The sequence below is a fragment of the Sphingomonas sp. genome (assembly GCA_019635535.1).
Taxonomy (GTDB): Bacteria; Pseudomonadota; Alphaproteobacteria; order Sphingomonadales; family Sphingomonadaceae; genus Allosphingosinicella.
The window spans coordinates 1,599,023-1,621,537 of the sequence record JAHBZH010000001.1; the positions used below are offsets into that span (position 1 = coordinate 1,599,023).

The following is a 22,515-nucleotide window of genomic DNA, read 5'->3' on the forward strand; positions in this document are numbered from 1 at the left end:
TCAGGCCTCTTCGGCCGTCTCGTTCTCCTCGCCGGCGGCCGGTGCCTCCTCGGCGGGGGTTTCCTCGGCCGGCTCCGGCGCGATCTCGCCCGGTTCGGCGTTCGGGTCGAACTCCTCGGTGAAGCCCGCGACGTCCTGTTCGAACATCTCGGCGATCACATCCTTGCCCTGCGCCTGGAGCTCGGCCTCTTCGGGCGAGCGGGCGACATTGACCTGGATGGTGACCGACACTTCCGGGTGGAGCGCGATCTTGACGTCGGTGAGGCCGATCGCCTTGATCGGCTTGTCGAGCACGATCTGGTTCTTGGCGACCTTGTGGCCGTCGGCTTCCAGCGCCTCGGCGAGATCGCGGGCGGAAACCGAACCGTAGAGCTGGCCGGTGTTGGAGGCCTGACGGATCAGCTGGATCTTGGTCCCGTCGATCTTCCTGGCGTCCTTTTCGGCGTCGGTGCGGCGCTCGGCGTTGCTGGCCTCGATCTTCTCGCGATTGGCTTCGAAGACCTTGCGGTTGGCCTCATTGGCGCGCAGCGCCTTGCCGCGGGGAAGGAGGAAGTTGCGGGCATAGCCGTTCTTCACCTTCACCACGTCGCCGATGGTGCCGAGCTTCTCGATGCGTTCGAGCAGGATAACGTCCATCGTCCTTGCTCCTTATTTCACGACATAGGGCAGCAGGCCGATATGGCGGGCGCGCTTGATCGCCCTGGCCAGCTCGCGCTGCTTCTTGGTGGAAACGGCCGTGATCCGGCTCGGGACGATCTTGCCGCGCTCGGACACGAAGCCCTGCAGCAGACGGACGTCCTTGTAATCGATGCGCGGCGCATCCTTGCCCGAAAAGGGGCAGGACTTGCGGCGGCGGAAGAATGGGCGTGCCATGTCTCTTGCTCCTGTCCCTTAGGCGTCGAATTCTTCGCGCGAACGGCGCGGGCGGTCCTCGCGGTCGCCACGCGGGCCGCGATCATCACGGTCTCCACGGGGGCCGCGATCGTCGCGGTCGCGCTTGTCGCGGTCGCCCCGGCGCATCATCACCGACGGACCCTGCTCATGCGCATCGACCTTGATGGTCATGTAGCGGATGACGTCCTCGTTGATCTGCGTCTGGCGCTCCAGCTCGGCGACGACCGGGGCCGGCGCCTCGAAATCGAGCGCGACATAATGGGCCTTGCGGTTCTTCGCGATGCGATAGGCGATGTTGCGAAGACCCCAGGTCTCGGTCTTCACGACCTTGCCGCCATTGTCCTCGATGATCTTGGTGGCGGTCTCCGCCAGCGCGTCCACCTGGGCCTGGGCCAGATCCTGACGCGCGAGAAACACATGCTCGTAGAGAGCCATGCCGTCGCATTCCTTCTTTTGGCCGATCGCTGACGCCGCCCGTTGCGGACGCCCCTCCGGCTGTCTTCTCAAACGTAAGCCGGGGCGGAAGGAAGTGCCTTCGCCCCGGATGCGAGCGCCTTTGACGGAAAGGGCCGGGAAAATCAAGCCCGCTTGCGCTCCGGGCGCGCGCTGGCCTACCAGCCCGCGCGAACAGGAGGACGTCCGATGCGCGCATTCATTTTTCCGGGGCAGGGGAGCCAGTCGGTCGGCATGGGCGCGGCGCTCGCCGAGGCCAGCGCCGCCGCGCGCGACGTGTTCGCGGAGGTGGACGAGGCGCTGGGGCAGCATCTCTTCCGGCTGATGGCGGAGGGGCCGGCGGAGGAACTGATGCTGACCGAAAATGCCCAGCCGGCGATCATGGCCAATGCCGTGGCGACGCTGCGCGCGTCGGGCATCGATCTTGGCGCCAAGGCGGATTTCGTCGCCGGCCACAGCCTGGGCGAATATTCGGCTTTGTGCGCGGCGGGGGCGTTCGATCTGGCGACGACGGCGCGGCTCTTGAAGCTGCGCGGGCGGGCGATGCAGGCGGCGGTGCCGGTGGGGGAGGGGGCGATGGCGGCGCTGCTCGGCGCCGATCTCGCCATCGCCCAGGCGATCGCCGAGGCGGCGGCGGAGGGCCCCGCGCCGGATGGCGCAAGCCGGCTGATCTGCACGGTCGCCAACGACAACGATCCGTCGCAGGTCGTGATCTCCGGCCACAAGGGGGCGATCGACCGGGCCATCGCCATCGCGAAGGACAAGGGCGCCAAGCGCGCCGTGCCGCTGCCCGTCTCCGCGCCGTTCCATTGCCCGCTGATGCGGCCCGCCGCCGATGCGATGGAAGCCGCTTTGGCCGACGCCACGCTCGCCGCGCCCGCGGTGCCGGTCTATGCCAATGTCACCGCCGCGCCGGCGCGCGATCCCGACGAAATCCGCAAGCTGCTGGTCGATCAGGTGACGGGCATGGTCCGCTGGCGCGAAAGCGTGCTGGCGATGTGGGAGGGGGGCGTGACCCATTTCGTCGAGTTCGGCGGCAAGGTGCTCGGCCCCATGGTCAAGCGCATCGCCCCCGACGCAATGGTGACGAGCGTCGTGACCCCGGACGACATCGACGCGCTGTTGAAGGAGATTTGATTTCCACGCGGAGACGCGGAGAAGGAAAAGAGACGCGGAGGAGGAATGCGGGATATCGATGAGATTAGCGGCGAGGTTCTCGATGTCGCCTTGCGATTGCATCGCGACCTTGGCCCCGGATTGCTTGAAAGTGTGTATGAAGCACTCTTGGCGAAGCGATTGGAGGATGCCGGCTTTGTCGTTGAGCGGCAGAAGTCGATTAGCGCAGAGTTCGAGACTGTTCGCTTCGAGGCCGCTTTTCGTGTTGACGTCCTTGTCGAAGGACGCCTGCTGGTCGAGGTCAAATCCGTTGAATGCTTGATGCCGGTCCACAGCAAGCAGCTGTTGACCTATTTGCGACTTTTGAAGCAGCCCGTCGGGCTGCTTCTGAATTTCGGAGGCGCAACACTGAAGGAAGGTGTTCGGCGCATCGTCAATGATTATAATCCCTCCGCGTCTCCCCTTCCTTCTCCGCGTCTCCGCGTGAACCAGATTCCTCCAGGAGCTTAATATGTTCGATCTTTCAGGAATGACCGCCCTCGTCACCGGCGCTTCGGGCGGGATCGGTTCAGCGGTGGCGAAGGGGCTGGCGGCACAGGGGGCGCGGCTGGCGGTGTCCGGGTCCAATGCGGAGAAGCTGGGGGCGTTTCGCGCCGAGCTGGGCGGCGATCATGTCGCTTTGGTCTGCGATCTCGGCGATGCCGCCGCGGTGGATGCGCTGGTGCCGCAGGCCGTCGAGGCGCTGGGTCAGATCGACATCCTCGTCAACAATGCCGGCGTCACGCGCGACAATCTCGCCATGCGGATGAAGGACGAGGAGTGGGACACGGTGATCCGCGTCAACCTCGAGGCCGCCTTCCGCCTCGCCCGCGCGGCGCTGAAGCCGATGATGCGCGCGCGCTTCGGGCGGATCATCTCCGTGACCTCGGTGGTCGGCGCGACGGGCAATCCGGGGCAGGCCAATTATGCCGCGTCGAAGGCGGGGCTGGTCGGCATGTCCAAGGCGCTGGCGCAGGAGGTCGCCTCGCGCGGCATCACCGTGAACTGCATCGCGCCGGGCTTCATCCGCTCGGCGATGACCGACGTGCTGCCGGACGCGCAGAAGGAGGCGCTGCTGGGCCGCATCCCGGTCGGCGATCTCGGCACCGGCGAGGATATCGCGGCAGCCGCCGTCTATCTGGCGAGCCGCGAGGCCGGCTATGTCACCGGGCAGACGCTGCATGTGAATGGCGGGATGGCGATGCTCTGAGCGCCCAGCCGGGGCGTTCGAGCAGGGCCAGAAGCGAGGCCGCCCACAGGCCGAGCGCGGCGAGGGCGATACCGGCGATCACGTCGACGAAATAGTGGCCGCCGTCGATCGGCGTGGCGAGCAAAGTGAGCGCCGCCAGCGCCATGCCGGGCCAGCGGATCGCGGCATGGGCGTGCGCGAAGCCCCAGGCGAAGATCGCGGCCAAAGCGGCGTGGTAGCTCGGAAATGTGATGATCCCCTCCATCGTCTCGAACGAGACGAAGCGCAATTCGCCCGAACGCAGCGCCAGCATATGTTCCTGATGGACGAAGGCGGCGGCGGGGTGGAGGTTCGGATAATCCTGCGGGCCAAGGCCGAGATGGACGAAATAGGCCATGGCCGGCATGAGGCCGGAGATCAGGATCGCCGCCGTGCCGGAGAGAATCGCGGCGATCACCACCATGCGCAGCTGCAGCAGCCTGCCCGCGAAGCCGAGCGCGAGGATCACCACGATCATCTGCGGCATCAGGCTGGCATAAGCGAGCCGCAGGGTCGTACCCAATGCGGCGCGCGCGTCGACGAAGTCGAGATAGGCGCGCCAGTCGAGCCCGAGCGCGAGATCCCAGCGATGAAAGCTCGCGTCCCAGAACGCGCCGCCGCGCGCCGCGACCATGTAGGAGAGGAGGATGCCGAGGCAGGTGAACAACACCATCTGTTGCAGCCCCACCACCATCGCGACGATGCGCGGTTCCGGCCGGCGATGGCGATAGACATAGGCCGCCGCCGCCAGGAGCGCGACGAACAGGCCCGGCGGCAGCAGGCTGCGCCAGTGCAGCGAAAAGGGGTCGTAAAGCTGGAGCGCGCCGATCGGCGCCAGCAAGGCGAGCGTCAGCAGCCAGCCGGCATCGTCGCTGCCATGGGTTTCGGGGCGGGTGTGCCGCGCGCGCATCGCGCCGCCATGGCACCGCCGCCGTAAAGACTTGGTGAAGCGTCGCGATCAAGCGGGCTTGTGCCCCGGCATCGGCGCTCTAATCTGGCCGCCGGACAGGGGGGACAGATGATCGTTGCGCATGTGATCGGGGCTCTCGCGCTGGCGATGCAGCCGGTGTCGCCGATGGCGGGGCTGGATTGCGCCCGGGAGGTCGTGAGCCCGGCGGAGCGCGAGGCGATGGCCGATGCGCTGTTGAACCGCGCCCCTTCGCCATTTCCGGAGGAAATGGGCCTGCGCCTGCGCGCCTGCGGCGAGCGCGCCGGACATGATGCCGGCACCGGCCGCGCCTTCATGATGGTGGCGTTCACAGCGCTTGCCGGCGAAGCGCTGCGCGGGCGTCTCGCCGCGCGCAATATCGACCCGGCGATCGTCGATGCCTGGTATGCCCGCCAGAACGGGACGACGCGGATCGAATATCCCGACGAGGCCGCGGCCGAGCGGATGTTGCTGGAGCTCCAAGCGGCCGGCGTGCCGATGGCGGCGCTGGACGAGCATGGCACGATGCTCGGCAACTATCTGGCAACGCTGATTATTCCGGAGCGGGTCGCGCGCGGTTTGCCGCCGCAATAGCCGCGCCACTTGCGCAAGCCCCATGCGAGGCGCTAGGGCGTGGGCAACGAATACGCCTCTAGGGAAAGGTTATATATGAGCGAGACCGCGGACCGCGTGAAGAAGATCGTCGTCGAGCATCTCGGCGTCGAGGCCGACAAGGTGACCGAAGAAGCGAGCTTCATCGACGATCTGGGCGCGGACAGCCTCGACATCGTCGAGCTGGTCATGGCGTTCGAGGAAGAGTTCGGGGTCGAGATTCCGGACGACGCCGCCGAGAAGATTTCGACGGTCAAGGACGCGATCGACTATATCGATTCGAACAAGGCCTGATCCGCGCTGGCCGTCCGCGCGAGCGCGGCGGCGGTGTGTGAGCCGCTTTGACTTGAAAACGGCTCCCCGCCGCTGGCTGGGGGGCCGTTTGTCTATCTTGGGAGTTTGAAATGCGCCGTGTCGTTGTCACCGGTCTCGGGCTTGTCACGCCGCTCGGCGGGGATGTCGAGACAAGCTGGAAGAATATCCTTGCCTCCAAGAGCGGCGCGGGGCCGATCACCAAGTTCGACGCCAGCGACCAGAAGTGCACGATCGCCTGCGAGGTGAAGCCGGCCGATCACGAATATGGCTTCGATCCGGGCAAGCGGGTCGATCACAAGATCCAGCGGCAGGTCGATCCCTTCATCGTCTACGGCCTCGACGCGGCCGGGCAGGCGCTGGAGGATGCGGGGCTGACCGAGATGGACGAGGCGACGCGGCTGCGCGCCGGCGTGTCGATCGGCTCGGGGATCGGCGGCCTGCCGGGGATCGAGAGCGAAAGCCTGCTGCTGGCCGAGAAGGGCCCGGGACGGGTCAGCCCGCATTTCGTCCACGGCCGGCTGATCAACCTGATCTCGGGCCAGGTGAGCATCAAATACGGCCTGATGGGGCCGAACCACGCCGTCGTCACCGCCTGCTCGACCGGCGCGCACTCGATCGGCGATGCGGCGCGGATGATCCGCGACGACGATGCCGACATCATGCTGGCCGGCGGCGCCGAGGCGACGATCTGCCCGATCGGCATTGCCGGCTTCGCGCAGGCGCGCGCGCTCAACATGACCTACAACGACCGGCCGGAACAGGCGAGCCGGCCCTATGACAAGGACCGCGACGGTTTCGTCATGGGCGAGGGCGCGGGCGTCGTCGTGCTCGAGGAATATGAGCATGCCAAGGCGCGCGGCGCGAAAATCTATGCCGAGGTGGTCGGCTACGGCCTGTCGGGCGACGCGCACCATGTGACGGCGCCGCATCCGGAAGGGTCCGGCGCCTACCGGTCGATGGAGATGGCGCTCAAGAAGGCGGGCATGGTTCCGGCCGACATCGACTATATCAACGCTCACGGCACCTCGACCATGGCCGACACGATCGAGCTGGGCGCGGTCCGCAGCCTGTTCGGCAACGCGATCGGCAAGGTCTCGATGAGCTCGACCAAGTCGGCGATCGGCCATTTGCTGGGCGGCGCCGGCGCGGTGGAAAGCATCTTCTGCATCCTCGCCATCCGCGACCAGGTCGTGCCGCCGACCCTCAACCTCGACAATCCGGACGAGGGCACCGAAGGCGTGGACCTGGTGCCGCATGTGGCGCGGCAGCGCGAGGTGAAGGCGGTGTTGAACAACAGCTTCGGCTTCGGCGGCACCAATGCCAGCCTTGTCATGAAGGCCGTCTAGCCCGATCTGGGCGTTATGAAGCGCGCGCTCATCCTGCTCGTCATCCTGCCGGCGCTGGCGATCATCGGCGCCGGCACGGCCTTCTGGATCCTGTGGGCCGGGCCGGGACCGTTCGAGGAACCCAGGACGATCATCGTCGCGCAGGGCGCCAGCGTCGCGCGGGTCGCGCAGCAACTCGAAAGCGAGGGGCTGATCCGGGGCAGCTCGACCATTTTCCGCGGTTTCGCGCGAATCTTCGGCTCGGCCGCGCCGATCCAGGCCGGCGAGTTCCAGCTGCGCGAGCGGATGAGCGCTTCGGCCATCCTCACCCACCTCCAATATGGCCGGCCGATCCAGCGGCTCGTGACCATTCCCGAAGGCATGCCTTCGGTGCTGGTCCACGAGCGGCTGATGCAGGTGCCCTATCTCACCGGTGAGATCGACGTGCCGCGCGAAGGTTCTGTGCTGCCCGACAGCTACAATTACCAGCGCGGCGAGACGCGCGCGGCGGTGCTGGCGCGGATGCAGCGGGCGATGCGCGACACGCTGGCGCGGCTCTGGGCGGAGCGCAGCGCCGACATCGCGGTGGCGAGCCCGGAAGCGGCGGTCATCCTCGCCTCGGTCGTGGAAAAGGAGACCGGCAAGCCCTCCGAACGGCGGCTGATCGCGGGCGTCTATACCAACCGTATCCGCCGGAACATGCCGCTTCAGGCCGACCCCACCGTGATCTATCCGATCACCCGGGGCCGACCGCTCGGCCGGCGCATCCTGCGCTCCGAACTCAACGCCAATAACGGCTACAACACCTATCGGCAGGCCGGCCTGCCGATCGGGCCAATCGCCAATCCGGGACGCGAATCGATCGCCGCCGTGCTCAATCCGGAGCGGACCAGCGCGCTCTTCTTCGTCGCCGACGGCACCGGCGGCCACGTCTTCGCCGACACCTACGAGCAGCACCGGGCGAATGTGGAGCGCTGGTACGCCATCCGCCGCGCGCGCGGCGAGATGTAGCTAGAGGTCCAGGCGCCGCCGCACGGTATCAGGCCCGTCGAACGAGGCGACGGGGGAGGCCGTGACCTTGCCCGCCTCGCGGCTGGCGTGGATCAGCATCAGATCGTCGATCATCAGCCCGGCCTTCTCGCCCGCGACGATGAGGTCGCCCCGGCGCAGCGACGCGCCGCCCGGGACCGGCTTGCCCAATGTGCGCTGAAGATCGACGAAGCGCGGCGCGGCGATGCCGGTGAGGCCGAGCGCGAGCTGGACGAGGCCGCCGGCGTCGATGCCTTCGGGCCCGCGCCCGCCGTCCAGCCAGGGGATGCCGATCAGCCGCTCGGCCACCGTCACCGGATCGGCCTCGGGATCGTCGATGCCGCGCAAATGGCTCATCGGCACGCAGCCATATTCGGTGGCGAGACAGGCGCCGTCCGGGTGGCCGTTCAGCCGCGCGCCCATCGGCAGGCCGGCCAGCACCGGCGCGGTGACGCGCGGATCGGGCGCGACCGGCGCCCATTTCTCGCACACGACATGGGTGGGCTGGACGGGATCGGCGAGCGCGATCGCCTCGACATAGCCGACCACCCGGTCGCCCGCGCACTGGCCCCAGGCCCAGCCGCCGGCATATTCGAGCACGGCGAAAGCCTCGCCGGGCAGCAATTCGCTCCGCGCCTCGGCGTCCGCGTCGGGGCTGGCGCGCACATAAGCGGGACGCGAGCCGCAGGCGCGGATCAGGGCGCGGGCATAATGGGGAGCGAGGATGCGGCCGGCGAGGATGATGTCGGCGATGTCGCCGCGATAGGCGTTGATCCTGGGATCGAGCCGAATGGAAGGGCCGGCGAGGGCGAAGCCGTCAGCCGCGCTGGAGAACGAGGCGTCGCTCGGGTCCGCTGTCGTTGTCGGCCGCGTTCCGTTCGAGGTTGCGCTGGAAGCTGTCAAGGAAGTCCTGTCCCGTGCTGGTCTTGGCGACGAAGACGTTGCGGCGGTCGTTTTCGTCGCGAACCCTGCGCAGATAGCCGAGCGAGCCGAGCGTGTTCAAGGCGCGCGTGATGACCGGCTTGGAAACACCCAGCGACTGCGCCAGGCCGCGCACCGTGTGCGGGCCGGACGTGAGATAGACCAGCATCATCAGCGCCATCTGGCGGTTGGTGAGATCGGGTTCGCCGGACCGCACATAATTTACCAGCGTGTTCATCCAGCTTCGCAGGGCTTGCTCGGCCACGACATCTGCTCCGGGAATTGTTGCGACGTTACGGAGACAAAACCAGCAAGCGGCGGTTTCGTTTCCCGATTCCGGCGATTTTCCCGCGATTCAGCCCGCCGATCAGGCCGGATAGCGCGTCCGCAGCATATCCCAGGCCGCGCGAAGCCCAAGGGCTTCGCCGCCCTTCGGCCGCCCCGGCTTGGCCGTCATGCGCCAGGCGAAAGTATCGAAATGCGCCCAGGCGACGGTTTCGGGCACGAACCTTCCCAGGAACAGGGCGGCCGTGATCGGCCCCGCCATCGGCGCCTCCGAGACATTGCCGAGATCGGCGATGTCGGATTTCAGCATCTCCTCATAGGGCTGCCATAGCGGCATCCGCCACAGCGGATCCGAAACGGTCGTGCCGGCCGCGAGCAGGTCGTCGGCCAGCGCGTCGTCATTGGCGAACATCGCCGGCAGGTCCGGCCCCAGCGCGACCCGCGCCGCGCCGGTCAGGGTCGCGAAATCGAGGATCAGCTCGGGCTCGCTCTCGACCGCGTCGGTCAGCGCGTCGGCGAGGATCAGGCGGCCTTCCGCGTCGGTATTGCCGACCTCGACGGTCAGGCCCTTGCGGCTCTTCAATATGTCGCCGGGGCGGAAGGCGGCGCCCGACACCGCATTCTCGACCGCCGGGATGAGCAGCTTCAGCCGGACCGGCAGCCGCGCGCGCATCACCAGTCGCGCCAGCGCCAGCGCGTGTGCCGCCCCGCCCATGTCCTTCTTCATCAGCCGCATAGCGGAGGCGGGCTTGAGATCGAGCCCGCCGGAATCGAAGCAGACGCCCTTGCCGACGATCGCGATCCTGGGGTGGCGCTGATCGCCCCAGTCCAGCGCGATCAGCCGCGGCGCGCGGGTCGGCGTCGCGGCAGCGCCCACCGCCGCGACCATCGGATAGCCTTCGTTCAGCGCATGATCGCGCACGATGCGGACCTGCGCGCCGCATTCGTCGGCCAGCGCCAGCGCCGCGATCTCCAGCTCCTCCGGGCCTAGATCGCCGGCGGGCGTGTTGACCAGATCGCGGACCAGGAAGACGGCCTCGGCGATCCGCGCCACCTCCTCGATCCGCGCCGGATCGTCGGTCAGCAGGACGCGCGGGCCCTTGGCGTCCTTCTTCTCCCTGTAGCGGTCGAAGCGATACTGGCCGAACAGCCAGCCGAGCATGGCCGGGCCGGGGCCGCCGGCGACGCGGTAGCGGCCCTCCGGCAGCGCCTCCGCCGCCCTGGCGAGGCACCAGGGGGTGAGCTCCGCGACATTGGCGACACCCAGTGCCGCGAACCATTCGTCCCGTTCGCCGGGCAGGACGGCGAGCTGATAACCCTCGCCCTTGAACCCCTGCGCCTCCGCCGCCCGCCGTGCCTTTTCCGGCAGCGTCTTAAGCCAGCTCTCGAAGCCCGCCTTGTCGACGAGCTGGAGCGATGTGGCGGGCTGGCCCTTGTCGGGCTGAAGGAGGGGGGAAAGGTCGGTCATCGCGCCGGATTAAGCATTTCCGGCGTGCGAAGCCAGAGAGAGCGGCACACAGGCCGCACTCGCGCCGGCCATCTGGGGGATTGTGCGCATGACGCGCGTGCCTATCTGCTAAGAGGCAAAAGGGGAGGGGCCATGATCGCCGGACTGCTGCTGGGCCTCATCCTGATGATGAAGCTGCTCCCCGACATTCCGGCGGCGAAGAGCCTGCATCACGCCTTCGTCGAGGCACCTCTGGCGAAGCTCGCCGAATGGGATCGGCGGCATGTCATCTATGGTGTCGTGGCGGTGTTTCTGGCGCTGTCCTGCGGTCAGTCACTGGTGATGCTCGGCGCCAGCGACATCCTGCTCGTCATGGCGTGGGACATCGCGCTCTACGTCGATGCCGCCATCGCCTCGTGGATGATCGCCGCGACGGCGCGGACCAAGGGATTCTGGCAATATCTGAAGCTGCGCGCAGTGCGCGTTTTCCGTGTGGCGCGCCCGCGCGCGCCCCGCCGCGCCAGGATCCACGCGCAGCGCCCCGCCAATGACAGTGATGGCGACGGGCGAAACCGGCGTTACGCGCTGGCCGCCTGACGATCAGGCGGGCACACCGAACAGATCGTGCTCGTCGGCGTCCTCGATCCGCACCGGCACGATCTCCCCCTGGGCCAGATGGCCGGCGTCGCGCAGGAAGACCTCGCCGTCGATGTCCGGCGCGTCGGCCTTGCTCCGGCCGGTCGCGCCGCCATTCTCGTCCACAGCGTCGATGATGACCTCCAGCGTGCGGCCGACCCTGGCGGCGAGCTTCGCGGCGGAGATGGCGGCGCTTTTCGCCATGAAGCGGGCGTAGCGCTCTTCCTTCACCTCTTCCGGCACGGCGCCGGGCAGGCCGTTCGCCGCCGCCCCCTTCACCGGCTCGAAGCGGAAGGCGCCGACGCGGTCGAGCTGGGCCTCGTCCAGCCACTCCAGCAGATAATCGAAATCCGCGTCCGTCTCGCCGGGGAAGCCGACGATGAAGGTGGAGCGGATCGCGATGTCCGGGCAGATGTCGCGCCAGCCCCGGATGCGCTCCAGCACCTTCGCCTCGTTGGCGGGGCGGCGCATCGCCTTGAGGACGCTGCGCGAGGCGTGCTGGAACGGGATGTCGAGATAGGGAAGGACCAACCCCTCAGCCATTAGCGGGATGACATTGTCGACATACGGATAGGGATAGACATAGTGGAGCCGCACCCAGGGCGCGATCCGGCCCAGCTCGCGGGCGAGATCGGTCATGTGCGGCACGATCTCGCGGCCCTGCCAGGCGCGCGGCTCCTTGCGGATGTCCACGCCGTAGGCCGAGGTGTCCTGGCTGATGACCAGCAATTCCTTCGTGCCGGCCGCGACCAGCTTTTCCGCTTCGCGCAGGATCGCGTCGGGCCGGCGGCTGACCAGATCGCCGCGCAGGCTCGGGATGATGCAGAAGGCGCAGCGATGATTGCAGCCCTCCGAAATCTTCAGATAGGAATAGTGGCGCGGGGTCAGCTTCAGGCCCGCGTCCGGCACCAGGTTCAGATAGGCGCTGGGCGGCATCGGCGCGGCGACATGGACGGCGCCGACCACCTCCTCATATTGATGCGCGCCGGTGACGGCGAGGACGTTGGGGAAGCGTTCGCGGATGACCTCCGCTTCCTTGCCCATGCAGCCAGTGACGATGACCCGGCCATTCTCCGCGATCGCTTCGCCGATCGCCTCCAGGCTCTCTTCCTTGGCGCTGTCGAGGAAGCCGCAGGTGTTGACCAGCACGACGTCCGCGTCCGCATAATCCGCGGACATGGCATAGCCGTCCGAGCGGAGCTTGGTCAGGATGCGCTCCGAATCGACGAGGTTCTTCGGGCAGCCGAGCGAAACCATGCCGATCTTGGGCGGGACGGGAAGTTCGAGTTCCATCGAAGGCGCGGCACATAGGCGCACTGGCGCGATTTTCCTAGTGCGCTTCGCCGGAAAAGCTCAGCCGTGCTGCGCCCGCCGGTCGATCACTTCATAATGGGCCGCGCGTTCGTCGAACCGCGAGAGCACGGCGCGGGCAGCGGCGGGGACATGGCTGATCTCATAATCCTCACCCATGAAGGTGATGATCGCGTCCAGATCGCGGAACCACATCAGGGTCTGGAATTCGACCTCGCCGTCCAGATCGCGGCGCATCAGATCGATATGGAGGAACCCGGGGATCCGCCGCGCCTCGATGCCGGGAATGACCTCGCCATGCACGATCGCCTGATAGGCATCGGCATTTTCCGGATTGGTCCAGCCGCGCCAGAGCCGGCAGATCATCGTGTTCGCCATCGCCGGGCACATAGTTTCGAACCGGGCGACATTCCAGTTCGACCGGCGGTGCTTTCCTTTACGCCGTGGCGAGTCCAAGATGGGCTGTGAAGGAGAAGGGGATGGCGCGGTTGAAGTTGCTGGTGGAACGGGGCGCTCTGCGCGACCAGTCGGAGGATTGGGGCGAGCTGGATTTCCTCGCTTTGCCGTCGCCGGCCGACCGGATCAGCGTCGAACGCGATGGCCAGATCAATTATCTGACCGTGTTGTGCGTCCATCATCAACCGGTTGCGCCGGGCGGCACGCCGGGCGCCATAGTCGTGGCGAAATGGACCGGAGCGGAATAGAGCCTTACGCGCCGTTCTTGGTCGCACGGGGCGGGCCGGACGGCAGCGGCAGGTCCGCCTCGGCCGCGGTCGCCGGCACGATTTCGACGATGCGGTCGCCGGTGCACAGCGATCTGGCGCCTTCCTCCCAGAAACCGATCGGCTTGCCGTCGCGATAGACGCGCACGCCGAGACCGGTGGCGAGCTCGGCCAGCGATTTCCCGCATTCATGCGCCTTCACTTCGCGCTCGGCGAGATGGACGCGGCCGTGGGCGGAGGCGAGATCGGCGATATAATCGGAAATGTTGGGGCCATGCGCCGAGCCGGCGAGCAGCAGCCCGGCGAAGCTGACCGGATTGATCACCGTCGTCGCGCCGGCGGCCCGGGCGGGCAGTTCGTTGTCCTCGGCCCGCACCGCGACGGTGATGCGCAGATCGGGCGCGAGATGGCGCGCGGTCAGGCATATCAGGATCGAGGTGTCGTCGCGTCCGGCGGAGATGATCAATGTGCGCGCCTGCCGGATGCGCACCGCGCTGAGCGTCTTGTCCCGGGTGGCATCGGCCTGCAGCACCGCGCAGCCCAGCGATTCGGCGCGCTGCAGCGCGTCGGAGCTCGCATCGATCACGACGATCTTGCCGGGATCGGTGCCGCGCACGATGAGCTCGTCCACCGCCTCCGATCCGCTGGTTCCAAATCCCGCGACCACGATATGATCGCCCAGTTTTCGCTGCAAACGCGCCATGATCCACCTGTCCCAGCTTCGCCGGATTACGAACGTATAGGCCGTGCCGATGAAGATCAGCACGAAGAAGATGCGGATCGGCGTCACCACCAGCGCATCGAACATGCGCGTGCGATCGGTGACCGGGACGATGTCGCCATAGCCGGTCGTGGTGATGCTGATCATCGTGAAATAGACCACGTCGAGAAACCTGACATGGCCGTCCAGTTGATCGACCAGCCCGTCGCGTTCGAACCAGTGGACCGCGATCGCGAAGAAGAGCAGGCCGAGCACGACGCCGATGCGGATCGCGATCGAGGCCCAGCCGCTGATCGCGGCCTTGCGCCGTAGCAGCGTCTCGTTGGGTCCGCCGACGGGAACCGTCATCGCCCGTAAAGCTCCGCCAGCCCCGCCAGCGAGGCGTCGTGCGTCAGGTCGAGGTGGAGCGGCGTCACCGTCACATAGCCGTCGGCGATCGCTTCCAGATCGGTGCTGTGGGCGGGGGTCTGAACGATGGGGCCGAGCCCGAACCAGTAATAATTGTAGCCGCGCGGATCGGTGCGTTGGACGATGCGGGTGCGGCCATAGTCGCGGATGCCCTGGCGCACGACCCGAACGCCCTTCACCGCGCTGGCCGGCAACGCGGGGAAGTTGACGTTGACCAGGGTGCGCGGCGCCAGCGTCGCGCCGATCAGCGGCTTCAGCACCTCGTCGGCCCAGGCCTCGGCGGCGGCGAAGGGGACGGTGTCGCCCATGCCTTCCCTTGCATAGCTTTGCGACAGCGCGATCGACGGGATGCCGGCCAGCGCTCCTTCCATCGCGGCGGAGACGGTACCCGAATAGGTGACGTCCTCGCCCAGATTGGCGCCGCGATTGACGCCGGAGAGGATCAGGTCCGGCGGCGTGTCCTTCAGGATATGGGCCAGGCCCATCATCACCGCGTCGGTCGGCGTGCCGGTGACGCTGAAGCGCCGTTCGCCATGCTTGCGCAGCCGCACCGGCTGGGTCAGCGTCAGCGAATGGCCGGCGCCGGATTGCTCCTCGGCCGGCGCCACGATCCAGATGTCCTCGGAAAATTCCCGGGCGATCCGCTCCAGGACCGCCAGGCCCGGCGCGTTCACGCCGTCATCGTTGGTGAGCAGGATACGCATCGCGCATCGCTATGCCGGGACGCCGCGGCGCGGGCAACCGCCCGCGCGCTTTCGCCTTCGGAAAACAAAAGACCCCGCCCAAGGGGACAAGGGCGGGGTCATATTCGCGCGGCGGCAGCCAGCTCAGACCGCGCGTTTTGCAAGCCTCCGGCGCGCCACCAGGGCGGCCGCGGCCGCGCCGAACAGCAGCACCATCGGCGGCGCCGGCACCGGCGTGCCGCCGCTCGAGCTCGACGAGGAGCCGCCGCTGGACGACGATGACGACGAGGAACTGGTCGAAGACGAGCTCGACGAGGAGCCGGAGCTGTTTCCCGAGCTGCTCGACGTGCTGCCCGAGGAACCGAAGCTGCTGGAGCCGCCGGTCGCGCCCGAGCTCGACCCGCTGCTGCTCGACGACGAGGACGACGAGGAGCTGGACGAGGAGGAGCCGCTGCTGCCCGATGCGCTGCTGCCGGAGCTGCCCGAAGAACCGGATGAGCCCGACGAGCCGCTGCTGCCGTGACTGGAGCTGCCGTGACCGGGCTTGCCGCCGGTCGAGCCGCCGGAGCTGGATGAGGACGAGCTCGACGAGGAGGAACTGGAGCTGCTCGAGCTGGACGACGAGGACGAGCTGCCGCCGGTCGAGGTCGAAGTCGAACCGCCCGACGTGGAGGTCGAGCCGCCCGAGGTCGAGGTCGAGCCGCCCGAGGTCGAGGTCGAGCCGCCCGACGTGGAGGTCGAGCTGCCGCCCGACGAGGTCGAGACGGTGATCGTGGTCGTGCCGCCGGACGACGTGCTGCCGCCAAAGAAGCCGCCCGAGAAGAAGCCGCCGAAACCGCCGCCGAAGCCGCCCGAACCGCCGATCACGATCGGCACGCCGCCGCCGCTGCTCGTCACCACCGGCGGGGGCGGAGGCGGGGGCGGTGCGAAGACCGGCGCGACGGTGTTGTTGATGACGGGCGGTGCCGCCGGCGCGACGCAGGTGACGCGCCGCACGGTGCGGCGCACCTGGCGCTGCCTGGGCGGGGTTGCCCGGGCGCGGGCGGGCTTGGCCTTGGCCTGCTTGACGATCGCCGGGCGGGCCGGCGGGTTCTCGGCGACATGGACGGCGCCGCCGCCGACCACCGCGCCGCCGACGGTGCAGGCGCACAGTTTCGCGAGGGCCATACGTACCGACATAACCAGCATCCCGTTCCTGGCCGGCGGGCGGCGGGTCGCATGATCCCTGTTGCCCGTTCGCGCGCCGGCGTGGCGATGGGCGAGCAGATGCAGAGCCTTGGGAGCGGCGCAAGCGCGTTGGCCGTTTGCGGGCCCGATTCTGGTCCGCGGCGCCGCTTCCGTCCCATTCATGCACAGCTTCGCGCTCCGGATGAATGTCGGGCGGGGCCGGCGCGCGCCGACAGGGCGGTCGATTCGGGTCCATGGCGCCGATTCGCGGCCTCCCACCGGGCATCGTGGCGGCATGCCCGCGTAACGATGTCGGATTCTCGCCCCGTTTGAGTGACTTGTGCGGCCCTTGCGGCGAAGCTATAGGCGCGCTGGGGCGGGCTGTTAACGATTGTGTCAGGTGCGCATGTGCATGCCCCATATCGAACCCTCGGCCCCGGCCGGGCGGCGAAGAGTGGAGGGGTAATGGCTACGCTTCACAGTGACGCTTTCGATTTCGAATCCAGTGGCGGCTATCGTCCGACCGCCAACGAAGACTTCATGAATCCCGATCAGCTCGCTTATTTCCGCGCCAAGCTGCTTGGCTGGAAGGATGCCATCGTGCGGGAATCGCGCGAGACGATGGCCGAGCTCGCCAATGGCCCGATCCAGGAAGCCGATCTCACCGATCGCGCCTCGAGCGAAACCGACTGGGGCATCCACCTGCGCACCCGCGATCGCCAGCGCAAGCTGATCTCCAAGATCGACGCGGCGCTGAAGCGGATCGAGCTGGGCGAATATGGCTTTTGCGAAGTCACCGGCGAGCCGATCAGCCTCGCCCGGCTGGAAGCCCGCCCGATCGCGACGATGACGGTGGAGGCGCAGGAGCGCCACGAGAAGAACGAGCGGATTTCGCGAGACGACTAGATTCCGCTTCGGCGAAACCGAACAACAAGTCATGCAACGAAAAACGCCCCGGGATTCCGGGGCGTTTTTCGAATGGATCGGGGCTGGATGGTCCCCGAACGCGGGGCGCCCGGTCAATGAAGTCCGGCGATCTCTTCCTTGATCCTGAGCTTTTCCTTCTTGAGTCGGTTGAGCGTCGCCGCGTCGGGCATGGGCCGTTGGGTTTCTTCGCTGATCTGGGCTTCGAGCCCCGCGTGCCTGGCCTGGAGTGCCGAAACGTGCGCCTGGTGCATACCCGTCTCCTCTACCTGATAAGGGCGACTTATCTAAGCACGTTGCGGCGCGCTTGTCTCCCCGATTCCGGCCCGTCCATCGGATATGTACGGCGCCTCGCCGAAGGTCTATCCTTGCCGGGTTAAGGATGGATGTGGAGCGAGGGCAGCCGATGGAAGGAAACGGTTCGGACACGCAACATCCCGGCGCTGAGGATCCGGCATCGCGACTCGCGGCCCTGCGCCTCGAGCACCGGGATCTCGACAATGCGATCGATGCGTTGCGCGGCATGGCGTCGCCCGATCAGCTGCAGATCGCGCGACTCAAGAAACGCAAGCTCCGGCTCAAGGACGAGATCGCGTTGCTGGAGGATCTGAGGGTTCCGGACATCATCGCCTGATCGCCGTTCGTGGGGCGCAACGGGTCGTCCGTCGAAAAACCGCGCGGGAACGCGCGCACGAGGTGTAGGGTTCGCGTCGTTCCATTGGATTGATGGAGGTCGCCATGCTGAAAAGATCACTTTTCCTGGCCGGAGGGGCGATGCTCGCCGCCGGCGCGGCTCATGCCCAGAGCATTACGGTGCTCGGCACCAATGCCGATGCGATGGCCTGCTATCGCGCCGCCGATTCGGAATTGCGGCGGCCGGACGCGGTGCGGATTTGCGGCGCCGCGCTCGCCAGCCGCGATCTTAACGACCGCGATCGGATGGCGACGTTCGTGAACCGGGGCATCGTCCAGTTCCGGCTGGACAACCAGAATGCCGCGATCGCCGATTTCGACGCCGCGCTGACGATCGAGCCGGGGCAGCCGGACGCGCTGATCAACCGGGGCATCGCGATGATCGCCGGCGGCGCAGATCTCGGCGCGGCGACGGCGACGATCGAACAAGGCTTGGCGGGCCGTCCGCAGCGGCCCTGGGTCGGCTATTACGGATTGGCCGTCGCGCATGAGCTGGCCGGCCGCGACGCGCAGGCCTATCGCGATTATCGGCGTGCGCGGGACATGAGGCCGGGCTGGAGCCCCGCCGAGCTGGCTCTGTCGCGATTCACCGTGCGCGGCTTCTGATCCGCGCCCGGTAATTTCCGTCCGATCCCCGGCCAGTTTCGGGACAGGGCCGGGGACGGCCGCGCGAACCGGTTTTTCGCAATTCCCGCCGCCGCCGGGCTGTGGCAGGTATCGGCCATGGCGGAACTCACTCCCAAGCTGATCGACGGCCTCTATGTCGAGGCGATGGTGCTGGCCGACGAGGCCCGCGCCTATTTCGATCGCACGGCCCGCGACGACCGGCTGACGCTCGATCCCGGCGATCGGGTCGGCTTTTCCTGCGAATCGCTGAAGGTGACGACGCGGCTGATGCACGTCATCGCCTGGCTGCTCACCCAGCGCGCCGTCGCCGCCGGCGAGCTGTCGCGGATCGAGGCCGGGCAATCCGAACGGCGACTCGGCGAGGCGTCGGACAGCGATGCCGATCTGGTCCGCCGCCTGCCCGAACACGCGGTCGATCTCATCCGCGCCAGCGAAGAACTCTACGATCGCGTGCGCCGCCTCGACAACAGCGCCTTCGCCGCCCCGGCGGGCAGCCCGGTGCGCAGCCTCTTGAGCCGGCTGGAGCGTTCGCTCTAGAGCGAACGCATGTCCGAGACTCCGAAGACCTCCATTTTCATCGCCGGCGACGGCGTCGAGCTGGCCTGGCACGAGCTGGGCACGGGCCGGCCGCTGGTGCTGATCCACGGCTATGTCTCGAACGCCCAGGTCAACTGGCTGCGCTACGGCCATGCCCGCCTGCTCGCCGATGCGGGCTTTCGGGTGATCATGCCGGACCTGCGCGGCCACGGGCGGAGCGGCAAGCCGCACGATCCGGCGCATTATCCGCCCGATCGGCTCGCCGATGACGGCTTCGATCTCGTCGCCCATCTCGGCCTCGCCGACTATGATCTCGCCGGTTATTCGCTCGGCGGGCGCACGGCGGTGCGAATGCTGGCGCGCGGCGCGTCGCCGGGCCGGGCGGTGCTGTGCGGCATGGGCCTGGACGGCATTCTGAACACGCACGGCCGCGGCGGCTATTTCCGCAACGTGCTGACCCATCTCGGCAGCTTTCAGCGCGGCACGTCGGAATGGATGACCGAGGCGTTCCTGAAGACCACCGGCGGCGATCCAGACGCCCTGCTCCTTGTCCTCGACACCTTCGTCGACACCAGCCGGGCGGAGCTGGCCGCGATCGACCTGCCGGTGCTGGTCGTCACCGGCGCCGAGGACGACGACAACGGCTCGGGCGCAGCGCTGGCCGAGGCGATCCCGGGCGCGCGCTTCGAGGAGATTCCCGGCAATCATATGAGCGCCGTGATGAAGCCCGAACTGGGCCGCGCGATCGCCGATTTTCTGGAGCGTTGACCGGGAACCGGAGCAGGTTCAGAAGCGTCGTCATTCAACGTCTTGGTTGAGGATGCCCCCATGAAAAGCTCCGCTTCCGCGCTCGCCATCGCGCTGTGCGCCGGTCTCGCCGTGGTCGGCTGCGCCGCCGCCACCGCCGCCAGCCAGTCCGGCGCCAACACGCCCGCCACCTACCGCAAGGCCGCGCCGCCCACCGCCGCCGACGCCCGCGCCTTCGTCGAGCGGGCCGAGCGCGAGTTGGGCGAGTTCGGCGTGATCAATGCCCGCGCCCAGTGGGTGAATTCGACCTACATCACCCAGGACACCGACGCGCTCGCCGCCTATTTCGGCACGATCGACACCGAGATGCGCGTGCGTCTCGCCAACGATGCGGCGCGCTATGCGAACGCCTCCGGGCTCGATGCCGAAACGCGGCGCAAGCTCGACATGCTGCGTGCCAGCCTGACCCTGCCGGCGCCGACCACGCAGGGCGCGGCGGCGGAGCTCAACCGCATCTCCACCGATCTTTCCTCCCAATATGGCCGGGGCCGCGGCACGATGGCCGGCGAGACGCTGACCGGCAACGAGATCGAGGCGCGGATGGGCACGGTCCGCGATCCCGCCCAGCTGCGCGAGATGTGGACGAGCTGGAACGACAATGTCGGCTCGCCCATGCGACCCCAATATGCCCGGATGACCGAGATCGCCAACGAAGGCGCGCGCGCGCTCGGCTTCGCCGACACGGGCGCGATGTGGCGCTCCAAATATGACATGAGCCCGGACGAATTCGCGGCGCTGACCGAGCGTCTGTGGACCGAAGTGCGGCCGCTCTACGAGCAGATCCACTGCTTCGCCCGTGCCGGCCTCAACCGCGCCTATGGCAATGACGTGCAGCCCGCCACCGGCCCGATCCGCGCCGATCTGCTCGGCAATCTGTGGGCGCAGGAATGGGGCAATATCTACGACGTGGTCGCGCCCCGGGGCGCGAGCGGGCAGGCGCCCTACGATCTCACCCGCCTGCTCGAACAGGCGAACTATACGCCGGAGCGGATCGTCCGGCAGGGCGAGAGCTTCTTCTCCTCGCTGGGCTTCGCGCCGCTGCCCGAGACCTTCTGGGAGCGCTCGATGATCACCCAGCCGCGCGACCGCGAGGTGATCTGCCATGCCTCCGCCTGGGATGTCGATAATGTCGAGGATCTGCGCATCAAGATGTGCACGCGCGTGAACGCCGACGATTTCGTCACCGTCCATCACGAGCTGGGCCACAATTACTACCAGCGCGCCTACAACCGGCAGCCCTATCTCTACCTCGACAGCGCCAATGACGGCTTCCACGAGGCGATCGGCGACATGATCGCGCTGTCGGTGACGCCGGAATATCTCGTCGAGATCGGCCTCTTGCAGCGCAACCAGATGCCGAACGAGTCGCAGGACCGCGCGCTGCTGCTGCGCCAGGCGCTCGACAAGATCGCCTTCCTGCCTTTCGGCCTGCTCGTCGATCGCTATCGCTGGGGCATCTTCTCCGGCCAGATTCCGGCGGGCGAGTATCAGGCGGCGTGGGATCGGATGCGGCTGCAATATCAGGGCATCGTCCCGCCCAGCCCGCGCAGCGAGGAGAATTTCGACGCCGGCGCCAAATATCATGTGCCGGCGAGCGTGCCCTACACCCGTTATTTCCTCGCCCGCATCCTCCAGTTCCAGTTCTACAAGGCGGCCTGCGACATCGCCGGCTGGCGGGGGCCGCTCCACCGCTGCTCCTTCTACGGCAATCGCGAGGTCGGCCGGCGGCTGAACGAGATGCTGGAAATGGGCGCCTCGCGGCCCTGGCCGGAGGCGCTGGAAGCCTTCACCGGCAGCCGTGAGATGTCGGCCGAGCCGATGGTCGAATATTTCCGCCCGCTGCTCGGCTGGCTGGAGGAGCAGAACCGGGGCCGGCAATGCGGCTGGTAGGCGCCGCCCTTGTCGCGGCGGCCGCCTTTGGCGCGGCTACGGGATCGTTGCGTGCGCAGCCGGTCAGCGCCGCGCCGCTCGCGCCCGGCGAAGTCCTGCTCGAAATGAGCGTCACGGGGACGAGCCGGGTCCGCGCCGAGAGCGCACGCATCCTGGTGACGGTAAACGCCCGCGGCGCATCGCCGGTGGAGGCACGCACAGCCGTGGAGGCCATGGTTCAGCAGGTTGTCGGCATCGCCGAATCGGCTGGCGTCGCGGCGGCGGACATCCGTCCGGCGCGTCGTTCGGGTCCGGTTGGTTTTGTCGGCAACGAGGCCTTTCCCGATGATGAGACGCAATTGGCCATGATCGCGGCGCAGGCGCAGCAGGGGAGAAACTTCGCCTCGCGGGTGCTGGAGGTCGTGATCCGTGCGCCCGAGCGCGCCGATAGGGTCCGCGCGGCGCTGGAGGAGGCGGGCGTGGGCATGGTGTCGGCACCGATATATCGGGCCGATGACGAGGGCGCGGCCCGCCGTGCGGCCCGTGCCGATGCCCTGGCGAAGGCGCGCGCCGACGCCGAGGCTTATGCGGCTTCTATCGGGATGCGGGTCGCGCGCATCGTCCGGATCAGTGAGCGGATGGGCGCCGAAGGCGTCGGCTGGACTGTGTTCGCGACCATGATGCGGCAGGCCGCCGGAAATGAAGCCGTCGAGGGCAGCGAGGTGGAAACGCAGGTCCATCTGGCGGTCGATTTCGCGCTGGCCGCGCGATAGCCGCAGCTCGCCGGATCGAAGCGAGCGCTGAATTGACGGCACGAG

At 67.7% G+C, this 22,515-nt stretch carries 30 protein-coding genes; 18 read left to right on the forward strand and 12 right to left on the reverse strand.

Going from position 1 to position 22,515, the window contains the following annotated elements; genetic code table 11:
- From rplI to rpsF, 3 genes are read right to left on the reverse strand one after another with little or no spacing between them, the layout of a single operon-like run.
- Nucleotides 1-636 carry a 50S ribosomal protein L9 gene (rplI, locus tag KF780_08250; protein ID MBX3561790.1) on the reverse strand — a complete coding sequence of 212 codons (636 nt, stop codon included), beginning with the start codon at nucleotides 634-636 and terminating at the stop codon, nucleotides 1-3.
- Nucleotides 637-648: 12 nt separating this feature from the next.
- Nucleotides 649-873 carry a 30S ribosomal protein S18 gene (gene rpsR / locus KF780_08255; GenBank protein MBX3561791.1) on the reverse strand — a complete coding sequence of 75 codons (225 nt, stop codon included), beginning with the start codon at nucleotides 871-873 and terminating at the stop codon, nucleotides 649-651.
- Between the two features lie 18 nt (nucleotides 874-891).
- Complete coding sequence (gene rpsF / locus KF780_08260) at nucleotides 892-1,329, reverse strand: 30S ribosomal protein S6 (GenBank protein MBX3561792.1); 438 nt, start codon at nucleotides 1,327-1,329, stop codon at nucleotides 892-894.
- A gap of 207 nt (nucleotides 1,330-1,536) precedes the next feature.
- On the opposite strand from rpsF, the gene fabD reads away from it, so the two are divergent.
- Genes fabD through fabG form a run of 3 tightly spaced genes read left to right on the forward strand, consistent with a single transcriptional unit; the run spans nucleotide 1,537 to nucleotide 3,712 of the window.
- Complete coding sequence (gene fabD, locus KF780_08265) at nucleotides 1,537-2,484, forward strand: ACP S-malonyltransferase (protein ID MBX3561793.1); 948 nt, start codon at nucleotides 1,537-1,539, stop codon at nucleotides 2,482-2,484.
- A gap of 45 nt (nucleotides 2,485-2,529) precedes the next feature.
- A complete protein-coding gene (locus tag KF780_08270; GenBank protein MBX3561794.1) occupies nucleotides 2,530-2,973 on the forward strand; it encodes a GxxExxY protein in 444 nt (147 codons plus the stop codon).
- Between the two features lies 1 nt (nucleotide 2,974).
- Nucleotides 2,975-3,712: a 3-oxoacyl-[acyl-carrier-protein] reductase gene (fabG, locus tag KF780_08275; protein MBX3561795.1), complete on the forward strand. Its 738-nt coding sequence runs from the start codon at nucleotides 2,975-2,977 to the stop codon at nucleotides 3,710-3,712.
- On the opposite strand, the gene KF780_08280 is transcribed toward fabG, so the two are convergent.
- Complete coding sequence (locus KF780_08280; protein ID MBX3561796.1) at nucleotides 3,666-4,640, reverse strand: phosphatase PAP2 family protein; 975 nt, start codon at nucleotides 4,638-4,640, stop codon at nucleotides 3,666-3,668. The two genes, fabG and KF780_08280, sit on opposite strands and share 47 nt — an antisense overlap.
- A gap of 108 nt (nucleotides 4,641-4,748) precedes the next feature.
- Between KF780_08280 and KF780_08285 the strand changes: the two genes are divergently transcribed.
- The 4 genes from KF780_08285 to mltG all read left to right on the forward strand — a co-directional run bounded on the left by KF780_08285 (nucleotide 4,749) and on the right by mltG (nucleotide 7,921).
- Entirely contained in the window at nucleotides 4,749-5,252 is a 504-nt protein-coding gene (locus KF780_08285; GenBank protein ID MBX3561797.1) for a hypothetical protein, read from the forward strand.
- Nucleotides 5,253-5,327: 75 nt separating this feature from the next.
- Nucleotides 5,328-5,564 carry an acyl carrier protein gene (locus KF780_08290; GenBank protein ID MBX3561798.1) on the forward strand — a complete coding sequence of 79 codons (237 nt, stop codon included), beginning with the start codon at nucleotides 5,328-5,330 and terminating at the stop codon, nucleotides 5,562-5,564.
- 110 nt (nucleotides 5,565-5,674) lie between these two features.
- Nucleotides 5,675-6,931 (forward strand): beta-ketoacyl-ACP synthase II, encoded by a 1,257-nt coding sequence (gene fabF / locus KF780_08295; GenBank protein MBX3561799.1) that lies wholly within the window; start codon nucleotides 5,675-5,677, stop codon nucleotides 6,929-6,931.
- A gap of 15 nt (nucleotides 6,932-6,946) precedes the next feature.
- On the forward strand, nucleotides 6,947-7,921 hold the full coding sequence (gene mltG, locus KF780_08300) for an endolytic transglycosylase MltG (GenBank protein MBX3561800.1): 975 nt from the start codon (nucleotides 6,947-6,949) through the stop codon (nucleotides 7,919-7,921).
- Here the strand turns inward: mltG and KF780_08305 are convergent, their stop codons facing one another.
- From KF780_08305 to KF780_08315, 3 genes are all read right to left on the reverse strand, one after another.
- On the reverse strand, nucleotides 7,922-8,842 hold the full coding sequence (locus KF780_08305) for a C40 family peptidase (GenBank protein ID MBX3561801.1): 921 nt from the start codon (nucleotides 8,840-8,842) through the stop codon (nucleotides 7,922-7,924). It lies immediately after the preceding gene.
- On the reverse strand, nucleotides 8,757-9,098 hold the full coding sequence (locus tag KF780_08310) for a MarR family transcriptional regulator (GenBank protein MBX3561802.1): 342 nt from the start codon (nucleotides 9,096-9,098) through the stop codon (nucleotides 8,757-8,759). The genes KF780_08305 and KF780_08310 overlap by 86 nt, the downstream gene beginning before the upstream one ends.
- A 129-nt stretch (nucleotides 9,099-9,227) precedes the next feature.
- Nucleotides 9,228-10,613, reverse strand: a complete 1,386-nt coding sequence (locus KF780_08315) for a leucyl aminopeptidase family protein (protein ID MBX3561803.1) — start codon at nucleotides 10,611-10,613, stop codon at nucleotides 9,228-9,230.
- A 132-nt stretch (nucleotides 10,614-10,745) separates the two neighbouring features.
- On the opposite strand from KF780_08315, the gene KF780_08320 reads away from it, so the two are divergent.
- On the forward strand, nucleotides 10,746-11,189 hold the full coding sequence (locus KF780_08320) for a hypothetical protein (protein MBX3561804.1): 444 nt from the start codon (nucleotides 10,746-10,748) through the stop codon (nucleotides 11,187-11,189).
- Nucleotides 11,190-11,192: 3 nt separating this feature from the next.
- On the opposite strand, the gene rimO is transcribed toward KF780_08320, so the two are convergent.
- Both rimO and KF780_08330 read right to left on the reverse strand, forming a co-directional pair.
- The gene (rimO, locus tag KF780_08325) at nucleotides 11,193-12,521 is read right to left on the reverse strand and encodes a 30S ribosomal protein S12 methylthiotransferase RimO (GenBank protein ID MBX3561805.1); all 1,329 of its coding nucleotides are present in this window, start codon (nucleotides 12,519-12,521) and stop codon (nucleotides 11,193-11,195) included.
- A gap of 60 nt (nucleotides 12,522-12,581) precedes the next feature.
- On the reverse strand, nucleotides 12,582-12,917 hold the full coding sequence (locus KF780_08330) for a hypothetical protein (GenBank protein ID MBX3561806.1): 336 nt from the start codon (nucleotides 12,915-12,917) through the stop codon (nucleotides 12,582-12,584).
- A gap of 101 nt (nucleotides 12,918-13,018) precedes the next feature.
- Here KF780_08330 and KF780_08335 point away from each other — a divergent pair, with 101 nt between their 5' ends.
- Nucleotides 13,019-13,243: a hypothetical protein gene (locus KF780_08335; protein ID MBX3561807.1), complete on the forward strand. Its 225-nt coding sequence runs from the start codon at nucleotides 13,019-13,021 to the stop codon at nucleotides 13,241-13,243.
- A 4-nt stretch (nucleotides 13,244-13,247) separates the two neighbouring features.
- Here the strand turns inward: KF780_08335 and KF780_08340 are convergent, their stop codons facing one another.
- Both KF780_08340 and surE read right to left on the reverse strand, forming a co-directional pair.
- Nucleotides 13,248-14,330, reverse strand: coding sequence for a potassium channel family protein (locus KF780_08340; GenBank protein MBX3561808.1), 1,083 nt, complete (start codon nucleotides 14,328-14,330; stop codon nucleotides 13,248-13,250).
- Nucleotides 14,327-15,094 carry a 5'/3'-nucleotidase SurE gene (gene surE, locus KF780_08345; GenBank protein MBX3561809.1) on the reverse strand — a complete coding sequence of 256 codons (768 nt, stop codon included), beginning with the start codon at nucleotides 15,092-15,094 and terminating at the stop codon, nucleotides 14,327-14,329. The genes KF780_08340 and surE overlap by 4 nt, the downstream gene beginning before the upstream one ends.
- Before the next feature lie 214 nt (nucleotides 15,095-15,308).
- Between surE and KF780_08350 the strand changes: the two genes are divergently transcribed.
- From KF780_08350 to dksA, 3 genes are all read left to right on the forward strand, one after another.
- Complete coding sequence (locus KF780_08350) at nucleotides 15,309-15,596, forward strand: hypothetical protein (GenBank protein ID MBX3561810.1); 288 nt, start codon at nucleotides 15,309-15,311, stop codon at nucleotides 15,594-15,596.
- Nucleotides 15,597-15,617: 21 nt separating this feature from the next.
- Nucleotides 15,618-16,295 carry a hypothetical protein gene (locus tag KF780_08355; GenBank protein MBX3561811.1) on the forward strand — a complete coding sequence of 226 codons (678 nt, stop codon included), beginning with the start codon at nucleotides 15,618-15,620 and terminating at the stop codon, nucleotides 16,293-16,295.
- 410 nt (nucleotides 16,296-16,705) lie between these two features.
- Entirely contained in the window at nucleotides 16,706-17,146 is a 441-nt protein-coding gene (gene dksA / locus KF780_08360; protein ID MBX3561812.1) for an RNA polymerase-binding protein DksA, read from the forward strand.
- A 113-nt stretch (nucleotides 17,147-17,259) separates the two neighbouring features.
- Here dksA and KF780_08365 read toward each other — a convergent pair whose 3' ends face one another.
- Complete coding sequence (locus KF780_08365; GenBank protein ID MBX3561813.1) at nucleotides 17,260-17,418, reverse strand: YdcH family protein; 159 nt, start codon at nucleotides 17,416-17,418, stop codon at nucleotides 17,260-17,262.
- Between the two features lie 152 nt (nucleotides 17,419-17,570).
- Here KF780_08365 and KF780_08370 point away from each other — a divergent pair, with 152 nt between their 5' ends.
- The 6 genes from KF780_08370 to KF780_08395 all read left to right on the forward strand — a co-directional run bounded on the left by KF780_08370 (nucleotide 17,571) and on the right by KF780_08395 (nucleotide 22,470).
- Nucleotides 17,571-17,798: a DUF465 domain-containing protein gene (locus tag KF780_08370; protein MBX3561814.1), complete on the forward strand. Its 228-nt coding sequence runs from the start codon at nucleotides 17,571-17,573 to the stop codon at nucleotides 17,796-17,798.
- 104 nt (nucleotides 17,799-17,902) lie between these two features.
- On the forward strand, nucleotides 17,903-18,463 hold the full coding sequence (locus KF780_08375) for a hypothetical protein (protein MBX3561815.1): 561 nt from the start codon (nucleotides 17,903-17,905) through the stop codon (nucleotides 18,461-18,463).
- Nucleotides 18,464-18,580: 117 nt separating this feature from the next.
- Nucleotides 18,581-19,021 (forward strand): DUF1465 family protein, encoded by a 441-nt coding sequence (locus tag KF780_08380; protein ID MBX3561816.1) that lies wholly within the window; start codon nucleotides 18,581-18,583, stop codon nucleotides 19,019-19,021.
- A gap of 9 nt (nucleotides 19,022-19,030) precedes the next feature.
- Complete coding sequence (locus KF780_08385; GenBank protein ID MBX3561817.1) at nucleotides 19,031-19,789, forward strand: alpha/beta fold hydrolase; 759 nt, start codon at nucleotides 19,031-19,033, stop codon at nucleotides 19,787-19,789.
- A gap of 60 nt (nucleotides 19,790-19,849) precedes the next feature.
- Nucleotides 19,850-21,718: a M2 family metallopeptidase gene (locus KF780_08390; GenBank protein MBX3561818.1), complete on the forward strand. Its 1,869-nt coding sequence runs from the start codon at nucleotides 19,850-19,852 to the stop codon at nucleotides 21,716-21,718.
- Nucleotides 21,706-22,470 (forward strand): SIMPL domain-containing protein, encoded by a 765-nt coding sequence (locus tag KF780_08395; protein ID MBX3561819.1) that lies wholly within the window; start codon nucleotides 21,706-21,708, stop codon nucleotides 22,468-22,470. The genes KF780_08390 and KF780_08395 overlap by 13 nt, the downstream gene beginning before the upstream one ends.
- Nucleotides 22,471-22,515: the final 45 nt, after the last annotated feature.